Origin of the sequence: Bacillus sp. CH30_1T (genome assembly GCF_008364765.1) — a bacterium.
GTDB lineage: Bacteria > Bacillota > Bacilli > Bacillales > Bacillaceae_B > Rossellomorea.
The window spans coordinates 101,567-124,547 of sequence record NZ_VTUY01000010.1 but is presented as its reverse complement, the minus strand read 5'-3'; the positions used below and the strand labels follow the sequence as shown (position 1 = coordinate 124,547).

Here is a 22,981-nt window from a genome sequence, read left to right as displayed (position 1 = left end):
CCTTATTTTGTTAGTTAGTAGGATATAAGATTGAATGGTAAAAAAAGTTTCGTTCGGAATATGTAAAGGAACCTTGACGTTAAGTACCCTTTACATTACGATATGGAAATATAAGGAGGTATCCTTCTTTGAAAAATAAACTAGTAGCATACCGCAAGACGTTTGGTTACTCACAGGAAAGATTGGCAGCGAGATTAGGGGTTTCGAGGCAAACCATCATTTCGATTGAAAAGGGGAAATATGACCCTTCTTTAAATCTGGCATTTCAGCTGGCAAATGTATTTGAAGCGTCAATTGAAGAGATTTTTGTATATGAAGAGAAAGGGGAAACGAAATAGTGCAAACAAAGGCATATCTGATTTTAGGTTGGGTTCTGGCCATACAGACTGCTTTCTTGTTCTTCGTCGGCATAACGGCAGAGGAATTTCCATATTTCGCTCTAACTCCAATGTCCTTGACAGTGTTAAGTTTTTGCATGCATTATCTTTATCCACAGTTTAAGCAAAAGGATGAGCGGATGAAGATGATCCGGGAAAAGGGGATCTTTTACTCGTACTTTGCCATCCTGGTGTTTCACGTCATTTTCATGACAATCCTGCAATTTGACGTGATTCAGCTAACAGCCTTGAATCTATTAAATGTCCTCACCAGCCTCACCATCATGACCGTATTTATCTCTATGGTGATTGTCGCGAGAATCTACTAAAGAAGAGAGGGACGGACCTTGTAAAGGTCCGTCCCTCATCATCAATCCTTTTCCACATCCACCATTTTCAATGGGGAATCATCTTCACTATCTTCCACTATATGTTTAAGCTTGGAGAGCTTATTGGCCCAGAACTGCTCATAATACGATAGCCAATCCTTTAATTCTGCCAATGGTTCAGGCTGCAAGTGGTAAATTTTTTCCCTTCCTACCTTTTCACCCTTTACTAATTCAGCTTCAGAAAGAATGGTGAGATGCTTCGCAATGGCTGTCCGGCTCATAGGGAAGTGAGAGGTCAGGGCAGAGATGGGCATCTCTTTTTCAGAAAGTAGTCGAAGCACTTCCCGGCGTGTCGGGTCTGCAATCGCTTGAAACACATCATGTTTAACAGCTGACATTTAACCTTCTACAACCTTTCTCAGCTTCTCATCCACAATGCCAACCCAACCTTTGTCCATTCTGTCGCGAATGACAAAGCTTTTTTCATGAGCTTTGGAAACAACCGCATCATCATGTTTCCAGCCGCCATGGATAAGCGTAAATTCTGTTTGATCTCCTACCTCTTTTAAAATAAATGAAACGACCCAGCCATCTGTATCCCATGAAAAAGCCAACTTGTGAGGGGGATCTATTTCCAATACCTTGCAAGGAGAAGGTCCAAAAGGGGATTGAATATGAAATTCGTGACCTACTTCCGGTTCAAAATCATTGGGCATGAACCAAGAGGAAATCCCATCTGACGTAGAAACCGCATCCCATACCTTTTGGATGGTAGCGTTGAATAGAACGGTTTGTTTAATATCTTCTAATTGATTTGATTTCATGAAAGTCTCCTGCTTTCTTTGGGAATAAGTAACACCAATTGGTTTCGTTTTCATGATATAACACCATATGGTTTCATGTCAATGGGTTGAAATCAAAAAGAAGGATATAGATGGACGTTTGTAGAAGTAGAGTCTCGGAATATAAAATTAGAGTAGTTTGTAGTATATGTTTTGCAGGTGAAATTTAATCGGTAAACACGGTGGTCAAATCATCATATAGCCACCGGTCACACAAAAGCACAGAATGACAGGATGACTCAAATTGAGAATGATACATTTAGATAGCGGGAAGGAGAAACGAGAGTGGAAATGCTGCACAGGATGAATGATTGCATTCAGTATATAGAGGACAATCTGGATGGGGCAGTCGAGATGGAAGAACTTTCCCGGTTGTCACTTAGTTCAAAGTTTCACTTTCAAAGGTTGTTTTCTCTTGTAACCGGGTATACAGTGGCTGATTATGTCCGGAAGAGAAGACTCACATTAGCCGCCCAGGAACTGATCAACCAGAATGCAAAGGTCATTGACGTTGCTTTCAAGTACGGATATGAAACACCTGAATCCTTCTCGAAAGCCTTTCGGAAGGCCCATGGAGTTTCACCATCCCAAGTAAGGGAAGCCGGAACCTCCTTGAAGGCATTTCCGCGAATATCCTTCCAAATACAGCTTAAAGGAGAAGTCGAAATGGATTATAAAATTGTGGATAAAGAAGCATTTCAAGTGATTGGAAAAGGAAAAAGAGTTTCTACCTGTAACGGTGAGAATTTGAAAGATATTCCTGCATTTTGGGATGAAGTGAACACGACTGACTTAGACAGGTTGATTTGTGAAGCAGCAGGTAATAACGAGATGCTCGGAATTTGTATGGAGTTTGACCATCCTAGTGAAGAGTTCACCTATTTTATCGGAGCGGAGAAAAAGAGTGAAGAAGATCGTTCATTGGAGGTAAAAGAGATTCCGGCTGCGACCTGGGCTGTCTTTGAATCTGTCGGTCCGATGCCAAATGCAATCCAAGGCGTATGGAAGCGAATCTACTCTGAATGGTTTCCTTCGACCGGGTATGAACATGGCGGAGGTCCCGAATTTGAATTGTACCCGCCTGGAAACCCGAATGGTGAGAATTATCGTTGTGAGATATGGATTCCGATAATGAAGAAATAAGGTTAGATGGCCCCTGTACGGATGGCGTAAAGGGGCTTTTCGTATGAATAAGCTTTCAACATTCATTATGTAGAGATCATTTTGATGGAGATAGCATGTAATTTAGAGGAGTCGAAATAATAAAAGGGATTTTGTTATCGACAATGTTTATTTTATCAACTTAAGTTTAAGTATATAAATATCTTTATTTTCCTTCAAAACGCTTCATCATCACCTCAAGATAAGGTCAATTTCACATTCTCTCATTGCGTTTCATACATACTTGACTCACCCTCACCTATCATGTTACTATAAAGTCACATATTACATGTGACTAATCATTCACATGTAAAACACAATGAAAGGATCGTTAATATGAAAGACGAACTTTCCACTTTATTTAAGGCGTTGGGGCACCCGATACGAAGGGAGATCCTGGACCTGTTGAAACAGACAGCAAGAACAACCGGTGAACTGAATGAACATTTTCCCGAGGTGACAAGATACGCGATCATGAAGCATTTGACGATTTTGGAGGAAGGGAATTTGGTGGTGGTGAAGCGGGAAGGGAAGTACCGACGAAATTACCTTAACGCGGTTCCACTACAGGAAATGCACAATCGGTGGGTAGGGAAGTATATGGAATCTACCGCCAATTCGCTGTTAAAGTTACGGGCATTAGCAGAAAACAAAGGAGGAGAAGAAGGAATGGAACAAAGTAAAGTATTTCGTATTGAGCAAGAAGTGATGATAGATGCACCAAGGGATCAGGTATTTAAAGCGTTAACCGAACAAGCGGGGGATTGGTGGGAGTTTAAACTGGCTCCTGAGGGAGTAAGTTCACAATTCACATTCGATCCTGTACCCGGCGGGCAATTTATTGAGAAATGGCGTGAAAATGAAGGAGCTCTGTGGGGAACTGTGTATTACGTAAACGCTCCGGAAGAAATCCGTCTTCACGGGCATCTTGGCATGCAAGGCGCAGTCAACAGTGCTTATACCTATAGACTCGTTGAAAAAGGTGAATCCACCTTACTTCAATTATCCCATGCTGCTTCAGGAGTCATCGAAGACGATTGGGAAGAAAAACATTCTGAAGGATGGACCTATTTACTCGGGACGCTGTTAAAAAATTATGTTGAACAGAAATAATCAAACAAGTATTGATCGTTTCGTTCAAGGAGAAATATGATGGTAGATATATATACAGCTATCACAATTAAATGTACAGTTCAAAAAGTTTCAGAGTATACTGCCAATCCAGATCACGCACCACATTGGTATGTAAATATTGATTCGGCAGAGTGGTTAACGGAAAAATCCTTCTCCAACCACTCTCAGATCGAATTCAAAGCGAGATTTTTAGGACGTGACCTCTCTTATGTATATGAGATTGTAGAGTTTGTTCCCAATAAAAGACTTGTGATGAAAACGGCCAATGGTCCGTTCCCGATGGAGACTACGTATTTATGGGAAGCTTTGGACGAGAAGACTACAAGGATGACCCTCCGAAACAAAGGGAATCCCAAAGGCTTCTCTAAATGGTTGACCCCTTTGATGTCAATTATGATGAAAAAAGCGAATAGAAAGGATTTAATAAGAGTCAAGGGAATATTAGAAAACTAGGCCAGGAAACGTTTTCTTAGCTGCCCCTTATCTTTTGGGAACCGATCTCTTCAAGTTAAAAATAGGAGCTACCTGATCAGGTAGCTCTATAAACTAGTAGCATCTTCCATGAAGAGATTGAATTTGCCCCCGGATTTCTCCACCAGGATTCTGTTCAGTGTGGACATTTACATACGTAAGCCCCTTTTCCATTAGATTGACCAATTCTTTTACGTTTTTGACCCCTACATTATTCATTACAATATCTTCTTCTGTTATGACTCCTTGAACAATTCCTTTTCTTGTTGAGATTCCATTCTGCTCTGATAACGTATCCAGATCAGCTCCGAAAAGGAAAACAAGTACAGGTCCATTTTCGTTTCGACGGCCAAAATGGATGTGGGCTTGTACGAAGTTACGGATGTTTTCGACTTTTAAAGTGAATCTTATCTTCGTACATTGCTTATTCACAACAAATTTTGCAATACCGAATGCTTGTGAATTGACGGGTGGGACCTCGTTTCTTCCTTTCAATCTGGCGAGAAAGTATCCTTCCATTTAATCACCTCCTTTTAAATGTTTAATGCATCTTATTCATCAAATGAAGGTCTGTATAGTCAATGGACCAGCTTTTCCCCAAAACCCTGTAACCTTAAGAAAACAACCCATGGGTAGATTGGTGAAGCCCCGACTTAACCACTGAAATGAAGTTCGAGATTGCCTCATGAAAAGGGATAAATAAACGTTTACTAGAGAATGTAAAAATGGGGCTACTTGACCTGACTCAGGCTGAATTCTCTATCTTCTAACAGGAATTTGTTATACTGGTTAGGTTACTCCTTTCATTCACTTTTCAGCTGAGGAGTGTTTAAGCAGTCTATCTTTGATTTTTGCGGAGGAAGTCATGTCAAATCGAAATAAAGGAATACTCCTATTACTTCTATCAGCGTTTGGTTTCTCCCTTATGGCGGCGTTCGTGAAGCTATCAGGGGATGTGCCGACGATTCAAAAAACATTTTTCAGGAACATCGTTTCTGCATTTATCGCATTCGGTTTTGTCCAGTATCATAAGGAACGTTTATTCGGGAAGAAAGAAAATCAGAAGCTGCTGTTGCTGCGCTCCAGTTTAGGTGCTGTCGGGATCGTTTTGTTCTTCTATGCGATTGATCACCTGGTGTTATCCGATGCCGATATGTTGAACAAACTCAGTCCGTTTCTGACCATCATCTTCTCGGCTATTTTCTTAAGAGAGCGGACACGAGTATTCCAGGTGGTAGCGATTATCATTGCGTTTATCGGAACACTGTTTATCATCAAACCTGCGTTTTCCTTTGACACCATTCCTTATCTAGCAGGAGTGTTCTCGGCTTTTTTTGCAGCCGGTGCTTATACGGTCCTTCGTGTGTTAGGGAGCAGGGAGAAGTTTTATACGGTCGTCTTTTACTTTTCATTCTTTACCACCATTGTGCTTCTCCCGTTCGTAATTGGCTTTTATGAACCGATGAGCGTAAAACAGTGGATCTATCTATTATCTGCCGGCGTTTTCGCAACGGTTGGTCAGTTCGGGATTACGATTGCTTACAAGTTCGCACCTGCAAGGGAAATATCAATTTTCTTCTATTCAACAGTCGTATACTCCGCCATGATCAGCATCTTCTTATTCGGGCAGATTCCTGATGTACTAAGTATCATCGGATACGTCATCATCTTTGCTGCTTCGTTTTATATGTTTTTGAAAAATAATCGGTAGTTCCCTGATTTCCTACGCCAATTGAAACCCATCCTTATTCGGCATCATCAAATCGACAATCGCCAAATCGATCGACTGTGCTTCAAGAGTGACAGAAGCTGCGTCCCCGTCTTGTGCTTCAGTAACCAAGTAGGCATTCTGCTCTAAATGAACACGTATAAGCTTACGTAAATGGGGATCGTCATCCACGACAAGTATTGAAATCATAACTCATCCTCTTTTCCGTCACCTGTTTTTATGAATCAACTTTAGTACAACTCAGGCTGCATAAACTAATTTATTACCTATTCCAGTACTATTGGATATAATATAGATAAAAATATCTTTCACCCATATCTTTTTCACTAATTCATCCGTTATAAGTATGAGAGGATTCAAAGGAGTGAGGACGATGCAAACGAGGTCTGGCTTAAAAAAGAATGAAGGACAGCCAAACGATGAAGTCATGGAAGAGCTTGTTCCCAAGCTCTATCGATACTGCTATTTTCTGACGAAAAGCAAATGGGACGGGGAGGACTTGGCTCAAGAGTCCATCTGTAAAGCACTTAGTCATTACCCTGCTGTACAGAATTGGAGTTCATCTTTACTCAATAAAATCGCTTATCATCTATGGGTGGATAAAGTCCGCAAACAGAGTAAGGAATCGATTGGCGGAGTCCCGGAAGTGAAGGCAGAAGACATTTCTAAAGAGGGGATCAGTCTTGAAACCGTTGAGAAGCTTTCAAGAAAGATGACCCCCAAACAATTAGTCACCTTTGTTTTGAAAGAAGCGTTTCAATTCAAGATTTTTGAAGTGGCAGATGTTCTGGGGATGACGGAAACCGCTGTAAAAGCCTTGCTGAATCGATCGAGGGAAAAGCTGAAAAAATTCTCCGAAGATGGAGACGGGAGCGGAGTTCAAACCTACTGGAATGAAACTCTTCAGGAAGAATTGAACGCGATTTTATACCGTAGCCTAATGGCCCAGGACCCCAGTCTTCTTTTGGCATACATTCCCATATTGCTTGCGCACGCTCCTGCCCAAGGCCGAATTGTACGAACGTCTGACTCTCCTTCAAGTATCCTCTCACTAGCTGCATAATGAATGAAGGAGGAAGTAAAGATGAATACCATACCTTATGTCATTGAACAGTCAAGCAAAGGGGAACGATCCTACGATATTTACTCAAGATTGTTAAAAGACAGGATCATCATGGTAAGTGATGAAGTGAATGACCAAATGGCCAACAGTATCGTGGCTCAGCTATTATTCCTGGCTGCAGACGACCCCGAAAAAGACATTTCCTTATATATTAATAGCCCGGGTGGCTCAACTTCAGCAGGGTTCGCCATCTTTGATACGATGAACTATATAAGTCCCGACGTTCGAACGATCTGCACTGGAATGGCGGCTTCTTTTGGCGCAATGCTCCTGCTCGCGGGGACAAAAGGTAAACGTTTTGCCTTGCCAAACAGCGAAATTATGATTCACCAACCATTAGGTGGTGCAAGGGGGCAGGCGACAGACCTGGAAATTTCAGCGAAACGGATTCTGAAACTTAGACAGCACATCAACGAAATTATTGCTGAAAAAACGGGCCGGCCTGTTGAAAAAGTTGCACTTGATACTGATCGTGATTATTTCATGAGCGCCTATGAAGCAAAGGAATATGGGATTATCGATGAGATTATTGAGAAGAAATGATGGAAGAAGGGACGGTCGTTGGGGCCGTTCTTTTTTGTGTTTGTTAGTGGCTAGGTTCCGGGCAAGAACCGCATGGCAAAATGTCGCCAATTACAATGTTATATCTTAACGTGATGATACTCCCTTAATCAATTGTACCTGGTACAATGAGAATCTCTCAGCTAGCACTATACTGGAATCTCAATTCCTTTATTTTTCCCAATGGTTCTATTATCCTTAAAGAAACTTCACACAGAAATTGAGGGCAATCATGAAAAAAATACATAGCGGTGTGATTCAATTCCGTGGATCTCATTATGATTTTGGTTATATTCAAGGGTTAAGGATAAAGGATTCGCTCACAGTGAGAAATCGTGAGAATCAGTGGAAGGTAAGAAAGCCTCGTTTCTCTATTAACATGGAGGAAGCGAAGCAGGCGATCCTGAGATTTGCTCCTGGTGTATGGGATGAGCTTATCGGATTACAGGAAGCGCTCGGGTGGAAGATGGAGAAGGTTCTGCAGGAGTTTGGCGGATACCGTGTTGAATATACCAAGTCCGGCTGCTCGATTATGACGGGGGAAAATTATTTGATAAGGAATTATGATTATCATCCGAAGACGTATGAGGGAAGGTATACGTTTTACCAGCCGACGGACGGCGGGTATAGTATCATCGGACCGAGTCAGCGGGTAACAGGACGAATGGATGGCATGAATGAAAGGGGATTGGCAATAGGATATAACTTCATGCATCGTAAAAATCCAGGGGATGGCTTTATTTGCTGTATGATTGGACGTTTGATTCTGGAATCATGTGGAGATGTATCGGAAGCTGTTGAGATGCTAAAAGAAATTCCTCACCGGCACTCGTTTAGTTATGTGGTGTATGACACAAGCGGTGAAACGTTTATTGTTGAAACGTCTCCTCGTGGCGTGGAGATCCGGCAGTCAAATACGTGTACGAATCATTTTGAAGTGATGAAGCATGAAAATAGAAATCATTTAGTGGATTCGAAGCGAAGATTAGGAATCCTTCAAGAAAATGAGTCTTCAGATGCTATTAGCGCCTTTCGCTTAATGAACGACACGGATAAAGGCGTTTTCTCAGATTTATACGGAAGCTGGGCTGGGACCATCCATACATCGGCTTATTTTCCTAACGAACTGAAAGCATGGTTTGCCCTGGGGGGAGACCGGGAACCGGTTGTCTTTGATTTTGCCAAGTGGCTTGAAGGGGAAGATGTTGTCCATGAAAAGATCAAGGGTGAGGTGGATACGGATATTCCGTTTGTGCACTTAGATGCAGGAGCCGATTGGTTTAAACATTAGAATTTCATAAAAAATGACCCCGGTCCTGTAACCGGGGTCATTTAAGATTAAACGAACTTCACGATATCTTCATACGGTCGACGCGTTTTCGGTGCTGGATCCTTCACCCGGTAACCGAATGCCACCATGACGGAAATGCTGAAACGGCCATCTTCCAACAATCCTTCTTCATCTAAAAGCGTGTTCATCTTGTTGATGTCAAAGCCTTCGATTGGACACGAGTCGACACCGATTTGAGCGGCTGCTGTCATCATATTTCCAAGGGCTAAATAGGTTTGCTTTCCGGCCCAATCGTATAGGGGACGAGTGCCTTCGAGCAAATCGAAATCAACCTTTTGGAACTGCTCGATCTTTTCTAAGTATTTTGCCATATGATCTTCTGGAAGGTGTTTCACGTTTTTAAAATGATCCTGTAAGTATTGTGAATCGTATTTCGTATCTTTTTTCGTTCTGGCCAGGATCACCACGAAATGACTGGCTTCAGGCAGTTTTCCGTATGCTCCCCAAGCTGTGTTTTTGATTTTTTTCCTAAGTTCAGGATTTTGAATCACGACGAATCTCCAAGGCTCGAAACCAAATGAACTTGGTGACAGACGACCTGTTTCCATGATGAACCTGAAATCGTCATCGGATACTTTCTTATTTGAATCGAATTCCTTTGTTGCATGTCTGAAATGGTAAGCATCTAAAATGTCTTGCTTTACTTGTTCTTTACCAGCCATTGAACATTCACTCCTTATCCATTGATTCAATCATGTTTAATTTATCATAAGTGAAGAGGGGAATCATGTGATGTGCCTGAATAACATTGTTTTGGTTGGAATTTTGGGAAAATTGAAACATAAGGCCTATCTGGTGCGTATATGAGGTAAGAGAACGATAGAGAAGCTTATTAAAAGGTAAAGAGGCTGGGACAAAACTAAAAAAACACGATAAAAAGACGAATAATAGAAGTGTAGGTTCTTCATACCGCTAATGATTTCCGTGCAAGACTACGCTTTCCGCGGGTTGCCCGTGAGCCTCCTCGGCAAGCCTGCGGGGTCTCACATAAGCTACTTTCCCGCAGGAGTCTTCGTCTTGCACTCCAATCAACCGCTGGAAACAGCTAAAATCAAATGATTCGAAAATAAATAATAAACCCGAACAAATCTGCACACTAAGAAGCAGGTTTGTTCGGGTTTGACTTAGGATAAAAAACTTTTGTCCCAGGCTCTTTTGATGTTTAAAATAATACATACGATACGACAATATACAAAACGGTTATAATAAAGGATGGAGCCATGTATCTCCACTTATTCAGAACATTGGCTGGCCGCAAAAGCAAGTATACGATGACGAGTGTCATTAATAATCCTAATCCCGCGATAAAGATATGGGAAGTGTCGACTGCTTCAAGTATGGCACCTTTTCGGTAAAGGACATCGGTCAGGACGAGCAATTGTATGTTAAACAGATTGCTTCCGAGAATTGAACCGATCGCCATATTGTAGTTTGCCAGTTTAAAAGCAGCAAGGACCGTCACGAGCTCAGGCAGGGAAGTGGAGGCAGCGATGAGAAAGCTCCCGACAAAGCTTGCATTCATGCCCGTTGCCTTTGCCAATTGATCACCTGCAATCGATAACACACTTCCTGATGCAAATACTATAATTGCCGCAATGATAAAACCTATGACGGCCGTTCTCAGGGAGTAATCCTTCGTTGATGCGGATCCCCCTTCAGAGTCATCTCCGGAGACAAATTTCATCGCAACGAAGTATAGGGTGATGATGATGAACATCTCAATTCCAACGCCAAAAAATTCAATGGAACCTGGCATGAAAAGGGCGAAAATGATGATCGTGAGAAACAGGAATCCAAATAGAGCAGAAGGAACATTTCCCTTCCTGTTCACCTTTTGGAACAATCTTCTTTTACGATAAATCAGATCGACCGCTGCCAGGATAAAAAGATTGAACACATTACTACCGAGCATGTTTCCTACGGCAATATCAGGGTTATCGATATAAACCGCCGTTAAGCTCGTTGTCAATTCAGGAAGTGACGTTGCCCCTGCAATGAGGAATGTCCCTACGACAGCCCCACTTAATGAAGACTTCTTACTGATGACATCTCCGAACTGATTCAGGTAAATAGCAGCCGCAACCACGATGGCGGCAGCGAGTAAAAAAACAATGTAAACCATATAATCTCCTCCAAGCCAGCGCATACAAAAAAGACCCCGGCACAAATTTTGTACCAAGGTCTTGCGTGCTGAAGAATGAGCTAAAGCCTGATGAACCAGGTATTTTCATACCGGGATGACGATTCACCAGCCGTTTACCGGTCGCTACTCCCCTTGTTACTATTAATGTATAAGGATTTTGAAGGTTTGTCAATGAAAGTGCTTATATTACTTTATGAGGAGGCCAACGTATGAAAGTGGAAAGGGAATATCAAGTGAAACAAATAGTTGATTATGATATCAAAGGAAAAATGAAAGCTGAAATACAAGAATTATTATGTGAATGTTTTGGAGATGACTATCCTGATGATAGAATTTACTTTAAACAGATTCCTCATTTCAGGTATCTCGTACATAGCGAAGATCGACATTTAGTGGGGCATGTAGGGGTGGATTACCGAGTCATGAATTTAGAAGGTGAGCCTATAAATGTATTGGGGATAATCGATTTGTGCGTTTCAAAGGGGAGTCGCTCCCTGGGAATCGGATCACAGCTTCTCTTCGAAGTGGAAAGGTTCTGTGATGGCCGTAACATCGATTTCCTGCTTTTATTTGCCGATGATCGATCCCTATATGAAAAAAATGGCTTCCAATCGGTGTCCAACCAATGCACTTGGATGAAAATCAACGACCAAAACCAGACCACCCGAGGCATCGGCGCAGAAACCATAAACGAAATCATGATCAAACGAGTAGGTACCAAAAAATGGTCAAGCGGCCAGCTGGACATGCTTGGTTACCTCTACTAAACTTTGGGTCCGAGAGGGACGGACCTTCATGAAGGAGTATGTATGAAGGAAGAGTATTATGATGTATTGTTAGGTGTTCGGACGAGTGAGTTGCAGATGGGGTTTCACCGGTCTTTTCATTATCATCGGTATGAGCCGACTCCGTATCAGGCATTGGAAGAATTATTCCAACATTTTAAATTAAATGACAGTGATCGTGTGGTCGATTTCGGATGTGGAAAAGGGCGATTGAATTTCTTTATTCACCACCTATTTCAATCCACCGTTGTTGGCATTGAAATGAATGACGAGTTTTATGAAGAAGCTGTGGCGAACAGGGAAAGCTATTTAAAAAAGGCGAAAACCAAACGTGATAATCTCTACTTTTATCACTGCCTGGCAGAAGAGTATACGATCCATCCAAAGGATAACCGATTCTACTTTTTCAATCCGTTCTCTGTTCAAATTTTCATGAGGATCCTCAATAACATCCTCTTTTCAGTGGAACAATCACCACGTGATATCGAGATCGTGTTGTACTATAGCTCGGATGATTATGTGCATTATTTAGAAGATCACCCCCTTTTCGTTTTGCGGCAAGAGGTGAATTTGTCAGGGGTTTATGAAAAGAATGAGTATGAGAGATTTTTGGTGTACGGGTTGATGTATTGAATGGGGTGTCTCCTGACTATCTTTGGGAGGGCACCTTATTTTTCTGAAAAGCAAGATTTTTGATTTATGCGCTTTCATATCGGAGAATAGTGACATGGCATGTGAAAAGTAAAAGGAGGCGGGATGGAATGAGAATACTAGTTGTTGGTGCAGGTGCAGTGGGTGGTTACTTCGGAGGTAGATTGATAGAGAAAGGCGAGGATGTTACGTTTCTCGTCCGTGAGCGAAGAGAGCAGCAGCTGAAAGAGCATGGATTGCATATTGAAAGTGTACATGGTGATTTTCACTGCGAGCCGAAAACGCTGAGATCAGCAGAAAAAGCAGAGACCTTTGATGCCATCATCCTTTCAACCAAGGCATATCATCTTAAGGGAGCAATCGAGAGCCTTCACACCTTCGTAGGTGAAAATACGATGATACTGCCACTTTTAAACGGAATGTCTCACGTAGACGGTCTTATAGACGCATTCGGGGAAGAAAGAGTGATAGGCGGTCTATGTTTTGTGGAGTCGACGCTTGATGCCGCAGGGAAGGTCATTCAATCGAGTCCCATTCATGATCTCGTTTTTGGAGAAAGAAGTGGTGAGCGAACGGATAGAATTGTGAAGCTTGAAGAGGCCTTTTCAGGAACGAAGGCAAACTTTCGATTATCTGACACCATCGAACAGGAAATGTGGCATAAATATTTATTTATCACCACTCTTTCAGGAGTCACATCCTTATATCGGTCACCGATCGGACCGATTCGGGAAATAGGAGAGGGTGCAGATATGATCAAAGGAGTCCTTTATGAAGCGGCTGAGATTATGAGAGACTTGAAAGCGCCACTTGCTGAAAAAATAGAAGAAGCTCAATATGACAAAATCAATCAAATGGGCTATAGTATGAAGTCATCATTACAGCGGGATATGGAAAAAAAACTCTCCGTGGAAGCCGAGCATTTATACGGATATTTATTGAAGGCTGCTGAAACACAGGGGATTGAAGCCCGTGTGTTGCGTTTGATTTATGGAAATCTGAAGATATATGAAAGAGCGAATTCGTAAGGAATGAGAAACATCCGATACTTTAAAATGGTGTCGGGTGTTTTTTTATATGGGTTCGGCTGTTGAATTTGGTGGGGTGGTCAGCTGAATACCACATCACCCAGCTGACCATCCCAAACACATGTCCATTTCTCATATAACTTACTTATAAAAAGAGGTGCTCAAATTCCTTGAAGGAACGACCTTATACAAGCGTTGCAGGACCACAAGTGAAACAGAGGTCACGACTATATCCAGCGGCAGATACGCAACCATCCATCCCCAGGCAACCGTGTAACTGAATCCGCCCGGTGCTTCCGCCCAAAATATTAGTGCCAGGTACATGAAATTCGTTCCGATTATGTAATTTAACAATAAGGCGAGGATTCCTGCAGTGAGATATCCTCCAAATGTGCGCTTCCTTTCCAAGACCATTCCCACGGTGAATGCAACCGCGATAAAGGATAGAATAAATCCAAAGGTAGGACTGAGTAAACTTGACGGTCCTCCTTTAAATTGCGCAAACACCGGTACCCCTACTAATCCCAGAGCTAAATAAACCGTCATCGCCTTCGCTCCCACCCGGCTTCCAAGCATTCCTCCGGCAATGATGGCAAACATCAACTGAAGGGTGACAGGAACTCCTCCAATCATTAAAAACGGAGACATATTCGCCCCTACTGCCATTAAAGCAGCAAAAAGACCACATAAGACCATTTCTCTAGTTTTTCCCATTCCCATTTTCTCCTCCTTAAAACTATGATATGATTGTTATTATCTTAAATGTTAACTAATTTGTAAATAAGGTTAACATAAAAGGAGGGGAATTATGAGAGGGTTTTTCATTACCGGCACAGATACGGATATTGGAAAAACGATAACGACTGGATTGTTAACAAAGTACTTCTTGGAAAAGGGCATTGATGTATTTCCGTATAAGCCCGTGCAAAGTGGAGCTGTCTTGAAAAAATATAGACTAGTAGCACCCGATACTGAATTTTATGATGAGGTCACTAATCGTTCTTTTGGAAAAGATACGAATACATATTTATTAAAAACGGCAAGCTCTCCTCATCTGGCAGCTGCAATTGACGGGGTGACGGTTGAATTGAAGTCAATTTTAGAACAGGTGGAGAAGTTACAAAGTACTCACGAACTTTTATTGGTTGAAGGAGCGGGAGGACTGATTGTCCCATTAAACGAAGAAGCAACCATTCTTGATTTAATCGAACGAGTGTCACTGCCTGTAATTCTTGTCGCGCGAGCAGGTCTTGGCACAATTAATCATACGGTCCTGTCTGTGATGGCATTGAAACAAAGAAGTATTGATATCGCAGGCATCATCCTTAATCAGACATCCATAGATGAAATGCCGGAGATTGAGCGGGACAACAAACGAATGATCGAAACATTAACCGGTGAAAAGGTAATCGGTGTGCTGCCATACATATCGCAGGATTCTTTTGCAACAATCGATGTAAATGAGTTATTCAAGAATTGGAAACTTGAAAGGTCGGAGGAGGACGTTCAGAATGAATCAACAGCAACTTATTGAAAAAAGCAGTCAGTATATGTGGCTTCCGTTTACACAGATGAAGGATTATGATGAGAACCCGTTGGTGATTGAAAGCGGGGAAGGCGTTTATCTTCGGGACATCTACGGGAACGAATATCTTGATGGTTATTCTTCCCTTTGGTTAAATGTCCATGGCCATCGCAATGAGGAAATCAATCAAGCGATCAAGGATCAGCTCGATAAAATCGCTCACTCGACCTTGCTCGGTGCCACCAATGTTCCATCTATTTTGTTAGCCGAGAAATTGGTTGAACTTTCCCCGGAGAGATTAGCGAGAGTATTTTATTCAGACAGCGGTGCAACCTCTGTTGAAATTGCCATTAAAATGGCTTATCAATATTGGCAAAATAAAGAGAAACCGGAAAAACAGAAGTTTATCACTCTTCAAAATGCATACCACGGAGATACGGTCGGTGCGATCAGCGTCGGGAAGGTGGACATTTTTCACAGAGTCTACAAATCTCTAATGTTCGAATCACTCGTTGCTCCGTTCCCCGACGTGGTCCATCATCCTGATTTAGTAGATGAGGAAAAGATTCGAGATTGTGCACTTCAGAAACTGGAAGAGATTTTTAAAGAGCATCATCATGAAATTGCCGGGATGACAGTAGAGTCGTTGATACAAGGTGCTGGCGGCATGAATATTATGCCAGAGGGCTACTTTAAAGGGGTCGAAAAGCTTTGCCGGAAATATGAGGTTCTCCTGATTGTCGATGAAGTGGCTACAGGCTTCGGCCGCACAGGAAAAATGTTCGCTGTCGAGCATGAACAAGTCCAGCCTGACATTATGACTGTGGCAAAAGGGATCACAGGTGGATACCTCCCGATTGCAGCAACCCTCACCACCGAAGAAATCTATGAAGCTTTCTATGATGATTACACATCACTGAAAACCTTCTTCCACGGCCATTCCTACACAGGAAACCAGCTTGGTTGTGCTGCGGCATTGGCGAACCTGGAGATCTATGAAAGAGAAAACCTGATTGAGAGAGTTGAAGAGAAAGCGGGGATCATTGAATCCCTGTTAGCTCCATTAAAGGAACATCCCCATGTGAGCAGCATTAGACAACTCGGTATGATATGCGGCATTGAGTTGGTACATGATAAAGCCAGTAAAAAGCCGTTTCTGTGGGAAGACAGAGTCGGCTACCGGACCACCATCAAGATGCGTGAACTGGGTATGCTGACACGGCCGATCGGAGACACCATCGTCTTCATGCCGCCACTCGCCACAACCGAAGAAGAGCTTGAGAAAATGGTAGGGATAATGGTCGAAGCTATAGAAATCACAACGAAGGGAGCGGTTGGGGTTTAGGGACGGACCTTCAACCACCCCGCGTAGCTACACAATATGTAAGAGAGAGTAGAGAGAGGGACGGACCTTGGGAGGGGTTCGTCTTTTTTGGGATATTACGGTAGTTTAACAGGTGAAAAAACGTTGGAAATTAACAGGAAAATTATAGAGAGATTTTAACAGTCAATATAACGTTTTAATTCAACAGGAGAAAGATGGTGATCTGAAAGCGATGCAAAAAAGAGAGAATGTACCAGGACAAAACCCCTGAATTGTACACACCCAAACAACCACCTCTCAACAAAAAAGGAAACTATCCCCCAGCCGAAACGTATATATCAATATCCATCACTTTGGATCAAAAGGAGGTCCGAAAATGAACAAAACAATCTGGATAAGCACACCAATAGTTCTCATCGCTGCCATATTTACCTGGCTTACATCAAATGCCACTAATGCCCTCACCCTATTAGCAACCTATGGAATCATCCTTTCCTTCCTCGTCTACTTCTCTTTCCTCAAAATTAAAAAGTGAAAAAAGAAGGGACGGACCTCCAATCACCCCGCCCGAAAACCAAAACGTTGATTTAACGGGATTTGAGTAAATGAAGAGGTCCGTCCCTCTCACTGAATTGCTTCCAATAAGAAGTCTACGATGTGGATTGCACGCATTTTATTGGATAGGCCTTCTCGTTCGATGCCGAGTTTCATTTGGAGGAGGCAGCCCGGGTTTGATGTGATGATGGTGGTTGCCTGGGTTTGTTCGACGTTGTCCATTTTGTGATCGAGGATCTTCATGGACATTTCGGATTCGACGATGTTGTAGATCCCGGCTGACCCACAACAGTGGTCGGCTTGTTTCATCTCAACGTAATCAGCACCTTCCACTGATTGAAGGAGGAGCCTTGGTTGCAAAAATGTACGCTGCACGTTTCGCAAGTGACATGAATCCTGATACGTAATTCGTTGAGAGGAAACGTTCAATTTCTTTTTATGAAACTCTAATTCTACAAGAATAGATGAGATGTCTTTGATTTTATTTTTAAACTGAACCGCACGATCTTTCCAATCGGGATCATCCTTCAGTAAGTGATCATAGTCGACGAGAAAGGCTCCGCATCCCCCGGCATTGGTGATGATGTAATCGACTCCATCCGCTTCAAAAGCCTCGATGTTTCGCTTTGCTAAATCCTTTGCCGAGTCCTTTTCACCGCTATGACCATGCAAGGCTCCACAACAGGTTTGCGTTTTCGGAATCACGATGTCACAGCCTGCCAGCTGTAATAGTATCGTAGTGGCATTATTTGTTTCCAGAAACATCGTATCCATTAAACAGCCAGAGAAGAAAGCGACTTTTTTACGAACGTCACCAATCGAGGAAAGCGACGTTGGGCGTTCCTTCATGTCTTTCAACTTTGGAACTTGAGGAAGTACGCGTTCCATTGTCGCCATGCTTTCCGGAAAGAGTTTCATCACGCCCGTCGTGTGGACCGCCTTTTGCAATCCCGAGCGTTGATAGATTCCAAGAAGGTTTGTGACCATTCTCATTCTTTCAGGGTGCGGGAATAATCCTTCAAAAACGGTTTTTCTAAGAACCCGTACAGGAAGCGAGTGTTTTTTATTTTGATTGATGATATCTCGTGCTTCTTCTAAAAGGTGTCCGTAGTTCACACCGGATGGACAAACGGGTTCGCAGGCTCTGCACCCTAAGCATAGATCCAATGTTCGTTCGACTTCTTCGTCGGGTTCTATGACACCATCCACCACTGCCTTCATTAAGGCGATCCGACCACGCGGGGAGTGGGATTCTTTAAATCCTGATTCAATGTAAGTAGGGCAGGAAGGAAGACAGAAACCGCATCTCATACAATTCAATAGTTCATCTTCATCCAAGCGGTCTTTAAATTCCTGTTGTATCTTTTGTTTTTCTAGAAGGGTTGTCATCTTGAAATCACCACACGTTTTCTTGATTCTTTAGCGAATACTTTATTCGGGTTCATAATGTTATTTGGATCGAATGAATGCTTGATCATTTTCATGGCTGCAATGCCTTCAGGTCCCAGTTTCCATTCGAGATAAGGGGCTTTCATCATGCCGACTCCGTGTTCTCCGGTGATGGTGCCGCCCAATTCGATGGCATGAGCGAAAATTTCTTCGAATGCCGCTTCGACACGTTCCATCTCATCATGGTCCCTGGCGTCAGTCGCAACCGTAGGGTGAAGGTTTCCGTCCCCTGCATGACCAAAGGTACAAATCTTCAACTCATAACGATCAGAGATATCATTGATTGCTTTTACCATCTTGGCGATTTCCGAGCGTGGAACCGTCGCGTCCTCTAAAATCGTCGTCGGTTTGAGACGGGCGAGTGCCGATAGGGCAGAACGGCGGGCGGTACGAAGGGCATCTGCTTCTATCTCCGTTTTGGCTAATTGAACGGATACAGCTTTGTTCTGTAAACAAACTTCTTCCATTCGTTTCATATCACGTGCAACCACTTCCGGAGGACCATCCTGTTCGATCAAGAGCACCGCTTTTACATCGGTTGGCAAACCGATTTTGGCAAAATCCTCAACCACCTCAAGTGTAGGCTGATCTAAAAATTCAAGGGTAGTCGGAATGATGCGATTGGCGATAATGCTGGAAACACTTTGGGCTGCTGCTTCAATATCCTGATATAAGGCGAGCATCGTTTGCTTCGTTTCCGGCATAGGAACAAGCTTTAAAGTCGCTTCGGTGATGACACAAAGCGTTCCTTCCGAGCCGACAAATAGCCGGGTCAGGTCATATCCAGCAACATCTTTCGCTAGTTTTCCCCCGGTACGGATGATGTCTCCGTTAGGGAGAACGGCTTCCAATGCCAGCACATAATCTCGGGTAACGCCATATTTCAGTCCTCTCAAACCACCGGAATTTTCGTTAATATTCCCACCGATTGTTGAGATTTTCATGGAGCTAGGGTCAGGAGGATAGAAGAGCCCCTTTGCTTCAACTGTATGAATGAGATCCAGGGTCACAACACCAGGCTGGGCGGTTACGGTTAGATTTTCTTCGTCCACCTCGAGAATCTTGTTCATATGGGTGAATAAGAGAACAATTCCGCCTTCAGTAGGGCAGGTGCCTGCGCAAAGATTCGTTCCGGATCCCCTTGGGACGATGGGAATGCAATGCTCATTGCAGATTTTCACGACTTCTGATACTTCCTCTGTCGAGCGGGGAACGATGACCCCGTCAGGCATGGACTGGTAGTTAGGAGTTGCGTCATAGGAATAGACAAGCTTTTCCGCGGGAGTATCCCGATAATTTTCGTCGCCGACGATTTCGATGAACCGTTTTTTGATGTCAGGAGTGATCATACTAATTTCCACCTTTATTAACATGTTTTTCAAATCTTGTATAAAAAGAGTAAAGAGACGATACCTGACGATGGGTCAAGGTCCGTCCCTCCTAAAAGGTTATTTAATTGCGGCTTTGATGGCTGAACGCAGGTGGCCTTTGTGAAGGGTGAGAAGGTTGTAGACTTCTTTTTCTTCGATGCCTGTCATTAGCGATAGGATTGCAGGTTTGACACTGCCGTATATTTCAAGGGCTTCGGTTGCTTCTTGTTCGGTGACGTCCGCTGCTTCCATAATGATGTTGCGCGCTCTGACTTTCAGTTTTGCGTTTGAAGGCATCACGTCGACCATGAGGTTACTGTATACTTTGCCAAGTTTGATCATGGATGCGGTTGTGAGCATATTCAGAATCAGTTTTTGGGCTGTTCCGGCTTTCATGCGTGTCGAGCCTGTGACAACTTCCGGACCGACTTCAGCGATGATCGAGTGATCGGCCACTTCACACATCGAGGATTTAGGTGAGCATACAACAGAAGCCGTTACAGCACCTCTTGATTTTGCTTCCTTTAAGGCCCCTATTGTAAAAGGCGTCCGTCCGCTTGCGGCAATGCCAACGACGACATCATTTGCACCGACTTTACGGATGGCGATTTCGTTGCGGCCTCCTTCTTCATCATCCTCTGCGCCTTCTAAGGGGAATTGAATGGCCATTTCACCACCCGCGATGATCCCGATCACCTGGCCGGGATCTGTGCTAAAGGTAGGCGGGCACTCTGATGCGTCAAGGATGCCCAGGCGTCCGCTTGTACCTGCACCTACATAAAGAAGACGGCCGCCATTTTCTAAACCTACAACGATGGAATCGACCACACGTGAAACAACAGGGATGGTTTTTTCCACGGCGTATGCAACGGTTTGATCTTCTCCGTTGATTTTTTCTAAAATCTTCTCCGTGCTTATTGTATCTATGTTCAATGTATTAGGATTTCTTGTTTCCGTCAGGATCTTATGAAGGTCCATTTGTATTGTTACCTGCCTTTCATATATATGGGCGTGGTGTGATGGTGCCTAAAATAAGAGACCTACTGGCCCCTGTTGCACCTGGAACGTTGCTTGGATTGCCATGCAGTGTTTCGTTTGCCAATAGGGCAAAGGCAATCGCTTCTTTCGCATCGGAAGAATAACCGATATCTTCCTGAATAAGAATTCCTAACTCTGGAAGAAGCTCCCGCATCATACGGAGAAGCGTCCCATTATAGCTTCCTCCTCCGCCGATGATCACTTCATTTATCGAATGTTCAGGGAGAACAAAATTCTCATAGGCATCCGCAATCGTCATAGCTGTAAAGTAGGTTGCCGTCGCAATCAGGTTTTCTTTCGAAAGATCACCAAACTCGTCAAGAATCCGATTTATGAATACTTCTCCAAACAGCTCGCGACCAGTTGACTTTGGAGGTTCTTTAAGGAAGAAATCCTTCTCCCATTCCATCCATTTCTGTGCGACGTCTTTATGGACCGTTCCTTTCGCAGCAATAGCTCCATTCTCATCAAAAGATAGACCTAATAGTCGCTCGCATAATCCATCTATAACCATATTTCCTGGACCAGTATCAAACGCGAATACTTCGTGAAGAGCGCAATCTTTAGGAAGCACGGTCACATTTCCGATACCGCCAATATTCTGCAGAAGTCTTCCCTGGTCTTTTTTTCGATAGAGAAGGAATTCAGTATAAGGTACAAGTGGTGCTCCTTCACCGCCGGCGGCCATATCCATGGAGCGGAAATTGGAGACGACTCTAGTGTTTGTACGGTACGCAATCACGCTCGGCTCACCGATTTGCAGAGTGGAAGGAACCGAATCTTCCGTATGAAAGGGCTGGTGATAAACCGTTTGCCCGTGAGATCCGATAAAGTCTAACTCCTCTACAGAAATGAAAGCCTCTGCACATACCTTCAAAACTGCATCAGCATAAACGCCTCCAAGCTCAAAATGCAAGCTGGAAAGGAGGGGAGTGGACGATTCTGTGACACTCATCACTTCAAAGATTTTCTTTTTTACTTTTGGAGGGAAGGGAGCCGTTGAATAATGGGCGAGCTCCACTTTTGTATCCGTGCCGCTGCCTTCAATTGAAACAAGAGCAGCATCCACCCCATCCACAGACGTACCGGACATTAACCCGACAGCTAAACGTTTACTCATTTGACAACCTTCCTTCCCTGATGGCTTTGGTCACATCGACTGCCCCGGTGGCAGGGGAGGTTGAGTCGACGATATAGGATGCGTTTGGAAAACGCTCTGAAATCATTTCTTTAAAAACGGATTGCACCACCACATTATGTTCAAGGACACTTCCTTTTATGGCGATAACCGGTTTCGTACCGATCTGTAGTTTCTCCAATAAGGTAATCGTTTGTCGGGCAAGTTGCTCCCCGGCATTTTTGAATAAAAGAAAGGCCGCGTCATTACCATCCTCAGCTTGCTTGTGAACCACTTTCGCAAGCTTTGAAATTTCACCTTTGGAAGAAGAATAGATAAACCCTTTTAACCCTTTCCCATCACTTGCACCGATTTCGTTTAATATGTCACGGGAGAGAGGGGAAAGAGGTTTGCAGGAATCCATCTCCATCGAAACCTGTTTACATGCTTCAATTGCAATATGATAAGCACTTCCTTCGTCACCAAGTAGATGTCCCCAGCCGCCGGTTGTTCCTTCCTCTTTCCCGTTTCGTCCATAACAAATCGAACCCGTTCCCGCAATGGTCATTACACCGTTCTGATTCCCGATCAAACTGAAATAGGCGAGGGTGGCATCATTCAAAAGGATAATAGGCAGGGAAGTCATCCTTTGTAACTCCGTCTTGATTCGATGTGCGAGATTTCCAGACTCTGCACCTGCCATCCCGATCACAATATGGGACACCTCTTCAGAAGGAGTATGATCCAAGCATTGTTGAATCACGGATGAGAGATTGGTTAATGCCTTCTCAAAGGAAACAGTGGGATTACCGTGTCCGGATAAGCTTTGAAACAGGATGTTCTTCTCTAAGTCAAGAACGAGTCCCTGTATTTTTGTCCCGCCTGCATCGATTCCTATTACTCTAGTCATCTAAAGAA

General features: G+C 43.3%; 27 protein-coding genes. 15 read left to right on the top strand and 12 right to left on the bottom strand.

Translation table 11 applies throughout. The annotated features are described in order from the left end of the window. Window positions 1-128: 128 nt before the first annotated feature. Together F0342_RS19600 and F0342_RS19595 are read left to right on the top strand one after the other, a co-directional pair. Window positions 129-338 carry a helix-turn-helix transcriptional regulator gene (locus tag F0342_RS19600; RefSeq protein WP_149157528.1) on the top strand — a complete coding sequence of 70 codons (210 nt, stop codon included), beginning with the start codon at window positions 129-131 and terminating at the stop codon, window positions 336-338. Then, on the top strand, window positions 338-706 hold the full coding sequence (locus F0342_RS19595; protein ID WP_262481824.1) for a permease: 369 nt from the start codon (window positions 338-340) through the stop codon (window positions 704-706). The genes F0342_RS19600 and F0342_RS19595 overlap by 1 nt, the downstream gene beginning before the upstream one ends. Before the next feature lie 41 nt (window positions 707-747). Here F0342_RS19595 and F0342_RS19590 read toward each other — a convergent pair whose 3' ends face one another. Further along, a complete protein-coding gene (locus tag F0342_RS19590; RefSeq protein ID WP_149157527.1) occupies window positions 748-1,104 on the bottom strand; it encodes an ArsR/SmtB family transcription factor in 357 nt (118 codons plus the stop codon). Further along, window positions 1,105-1,530, bottom strand: a complete 426-nt coding sequence (locus F0342_RS19585; protein WP_149157526.1) for an SRPBCC family protein — start codon at window positions 1,528-1,530, stop codon at window positions 1,105-1,107. 309 nt (window positions 1,531-1,839) lie between these two features. Between F0342_RS19585 and F0342_RS19580 the strand changes: the two genes are divergently transcribed. The 3 genes from F0342_RS19580 (at window position 1,840) to F0342_RS19570 (ending at window position 4,296) form a co-directional block, all read left to right on the top strand. After that, window positions 1,840-2,691, top strand: a complete 852-nt coding sequence (locus tag F0342_RS19580) for an AraC family transcriptional regulator (RefSeq protein ID WP_316252636.1) — start codon at window positions 1,840-1,842, stop codon at window positions 2,689-2,691. 354 nt (window positions 2,692-3,045) lie between these two features. Next, window positions 3,046-3,822 (top strand): SRPBCC domain-containing protein, encoded by a 777-nt coding sequence (locus F0342_RS19575; RefSeq protein WP_149157525.1) that lies wholly within the window; start codon window positions 3,046-3,048, stop codon window positions 3,820-3,822. A 39-nt stretch (window positions 3,823-3,861) separates the two neighbouring features. Further along, on the top strand, window positions 3,862-4,296 hold the full coding sequence (locus F0342_RS19570) for an SRPBCC family protein (RefSeq protein ID WP_149157524.1): 435 nt from the start codon (window positions 3,862-3,864) through the stop codon (window positions 4,294-4,296). A gap of 93 nt (window positions 4,297-4,389) precedes the next feature. On the opposite strand, the gene F0342_RS19565 is transcribed toward F0342_RS19570, so the two are convergent. Then, window positions 4,390-4,833, bottom strand: coding sequence for a CHRD domain-containing protein (locus tag F0342_RS19565; RefSeq protein ID WP_149157523.1), 444 nt, complete (start codon window positions 4,831-4,833; stop codon window positions 4,390-4,392). 346 nt (window positions 4,834-5,179) lie between these two features. Here F0342_RS19565 and F0342_RS19560 point away from each other — a divergent pair, with 346 nt between their 5' ends. Further along, on the top strand, window positions 5,180-6,025 hold the full coding sequence (locus F0342_RS19560; RefSeq protein WP_149157522.1) for a DMT family transporter: 846 nt from the start codon (window positions 5,180-5,182) through the stop codon (window positions 6,023-6,025). Window positions 6,026-6,037: 12 nt separating this feature from the next. On the opposite strand, the gene F0342_RS19555 is transcribed toward F0342_RS19560, so the two are convergent. Continuing rightward, window positions 6,038-6,232, bottom strand: a complete 195-nt coding sequence (locus F0342_RS19555; RefSeq protein WP_149157521.1) for a response regulator — start codon at window positions 6,230-6,232, stop codon at window positions 6,038-6,040. A gap of 184 nt (window positions 6,233-6,416) precedes the next feature. Between F0342_RS19555 and F0342_RS19550 the strand changes: the two genes are divergently transcribed. The 3 genes from F0342_RS19550 to F0342_RS19540 all read left to right on the top strand — a co-directional run bounded on the left by F0342_RS19550 (window position 6,417) and on the right by F0342_RS19540 (window position 9,018). Continuing rightward, window positions 6,417-7,106: a sigma factor-like helix-turn-helix DNA-binding protein gene (locus F0342_RS19550; RefSeq protein ID WP_188048627.1), complete on the top strand. Its 690-nt coding sequence runs from the start codon at window positions 6,417-6,419 to the stop codon at window positions 7,104-7,106. 21 nt (window positions 7,107-7,127) lie between these two features. Beyond that, window positions 7,128-7,709, top strand: coding sequence for an ATP-dependent Clp endopeptidase proteolytic subunit ClpP (gene clpP / locus F0342_RS19545; RefSeq protein WP_149157519.1), 582 nt, complete (start codon window positions 7,128-7,130; stop codon window positions 7,707-7,709). Between the two features lie 250 nt (window positions 7,710-7,959). Continuing rightward, the gene (locus tag F0342_RS19540) at window positions 7,960-9,018 is read left to right on the top strand and encodes a C45 family autoproteolytic acyltransferase/hydrolase (RefSeq protein ID WP_149157518.1); all 1,059 of its coding nucleotides are present in this window, start codon (window positions 7,960-7,962) and stop codon (window positions 9,016-9,018) included. A 47-nt stretch (window positions 9,019-9,065) separates the two neighbouring features. On the opposite strand, the gene F0342_RS19535 is transcribed toward F0342_RS19540, so the two are convergent. After that, complete coding sequence (locus tag F0342_RS19535; RefSeq protein WP_149157517.1) at window positions 9,066-9,740, bottom strand: NAD(P)H-dependent oxidoreductase; 675 nt, start codon at window positions 9,738-9,740, stop codon at window positions 9,066-9,068. Window positions 9,741-10,240: 500 nt separating this feature from the next. Continuing rightward, complete coding sequence (locus tag F0342_RS19530; protein WP_149157516.1) at window positions 10,241-11,200, bottom strand: sodium:calcium antiporter; 960 nt, start codon at window positions 11,198-11,200, stop codon at window positions 10,241-10,243. A gap of 230 nt (window positions 11,201-11,430) precedes the next feature. Between F0342_RS19530 and F0342_RS19525 the strand changes: the two genes are divergently transcribed. From F0342_RS19525 to F0342_RS19515, 3 genes are all read left to right on the top strand, one after another. Further along, window positions 11,431-11,988, top strand: coding sequence for a GNAT family N-acetyltransferase (locus F0342_RS19525; protein ID WP_149157515.1), 558 nt, complete (start codon window positions 11,431-11,433; stop codon window positions 11,986-11,988). A 42-nt stretch (window positions 11,989-12,030) separates the two neighbouring features. Next, window positions 12,031-12,639 carry a methyltransferase gene (locus F0342_RS19520; RefSeq protein ID WP_149157514.1) on the top strand — a complete coding sequence of 203 codons (609 nt, stop codon included), beginning with the start codon at window positions 12,031-12,033 and terminating at the stop codon, window positions 12,637-12,639. A gap of 128 nt (window positions 12,640-12,767) precedes the next feature. Further along, window positions 12,768-13,685: a ketopantoate reductase family protein gene (locus F0342_RS19515; RefSeq protein WP_149157513.1), complete on the top strand. Its 918-nt coding sequence runs from the start codon at window positions 12,768-12,770 to the stop codon at window positions 13,683-13,685. Between the two features lie 141 nt (window positions 13,686-13,826). Here F0342_RS19515 and F0342_RS19510 read toward each other — a convergent pair whose 3' ends face one another. Then, complete coding sequence (locus F0342_RS19510; RefSeq protein ID WP_316252635.1) at window positions 13,827-14,399, bottom strand: biotin transporter BioY; 573 nt, start codon at window positions 14,397-14,399, stop codon at window positions 13,827-13,829. Window positions 14,400-14,493: 94 nt separating this feature from the next. On the opposite strand from F0342_RS19510, the gene bioD reads away from it, so the two are divergent. The 3 genes from bioD to F0342_RS25025 all read left to right on the top strand — a co-directional run bounded on the left by bioD (window position 14,494) and on the right by F0342_RS25025 (window position 17,069). Beyond that, window positions 14,494-15,219 (top strand): dethiobiotin synthase, encoded by a 726-nt coding sequence (gene bioD / locus F0342_RS19505; RefSeq protein ID WP_149157511.1) that lies wholly within the window; start codon window positions 14,494-14,496, stop codon window positions 15,217-15,219. Then, window positions 15,197-16,555, top strand: coding sequence for an adenosylmethionine--8-amino-7-oxononanoate transaminase (bioA, locus tag F0342_RS19500; protein WP_149157510.1), 1,359 nt, complete (start codon window positions 15,197-15,199; stop codon window positions 16,553-16,555). Before bioD ends, bioA begins: the two co-directional genes overlap by 23 nt. 355 nt (window positions 16,556-16,910) lie before the next feature. Continuing rightward, the gene (locus F0342_RS25025) at window positions 16,911-17,069 is read left to right on the top strand and encodes a hypothetical protein (RefSeq protein ID WP_188048626.1); all 159 of its coding nucleotides are present in this window, start codon (window positions 16,911-16,913) and stop codon (window positions 17,067-17,069) included. Between the two features lie 89 nt (window positions 17,070-17,158). Here F0342_RS25025 and F0342_RS19495 read toward each other — a convergent pair whose 3' ends face one another. The 5 genes from F0342_RS19495 to F0342_RS19475 all read right to left on the bottom strand — a co-directional run bounded on the left by F0342_RS19495 (window position 17,159) and on the right by F0342_RS19475 (window position 22,973). Beyond that, window positions 17,159-18,478 (bottom strand): (Fe-S)-binding protein, encoded by a 1,320-nt coding sequence (locus F0342_RS19495; protein ID WP_149157509.1) that lies wholly within the window; start codon window positions 18,476-18,478, stop codon window positions 17,159-17,161. Beyond that, window positions 18,475-19,887, bottom strand: a complete 1,413-nt coding sequence (gene glcD, locus F0342_RS19490; RefSeq protein ID WP_149157558.1) for a glycolate oxidase subunit GlcD — start codon at window positions 19,885-19,887, stop codon at window positions 18,475-18,477. Before glcD ends, F0342_RS19495 begins: the two co-directional genes overlap by 4 nt. Window positions 19,888-19,986: 99 nt before the next feature. After that, window positions 19,987-20,886, bottom strand: a complete 900-nt coding sequence (murQ, locus tag F0342_RS19485; RefSeq protein WP_149157508.1) for an N-acetylmuramic acid 6-phosphate etherase — start codon at window positions 20,884-20,886, stop codon at window positions 19,987-19,989. 19 nt (window positions 20,887-20,905) lie between these two features. Then, window positions 20,906-22,066: an anhydro-N-acetylmuramic acid kinase AnmK gene (anmK, locus tag F0342_RS19480; RefSeq protein ID WP_149157507.1), complete on the bottom strand. Its 1,161-nt coding sequence runs from the start codon at window positions 22,064-22,066 to the stop codon at window positions 20,906-20,908. Beyond that, window positions 22,059-22,973, bottom strand: coding sequence for a BadF/BadG/BcrA/BcrD ATPase family protein (locus F0342_RS19475; RefSeq protein ID WP_149157506.1), 915 nt, complete (start codon window positions 22,971-22,973; stop codon window positions 22,059-22,061). Before F0342_RS19475 ends, anmK begins: the two co-directional genes overlap by 8 nt. Window positions 22,974-22,981: the final 8 nt, after the last annotated feature.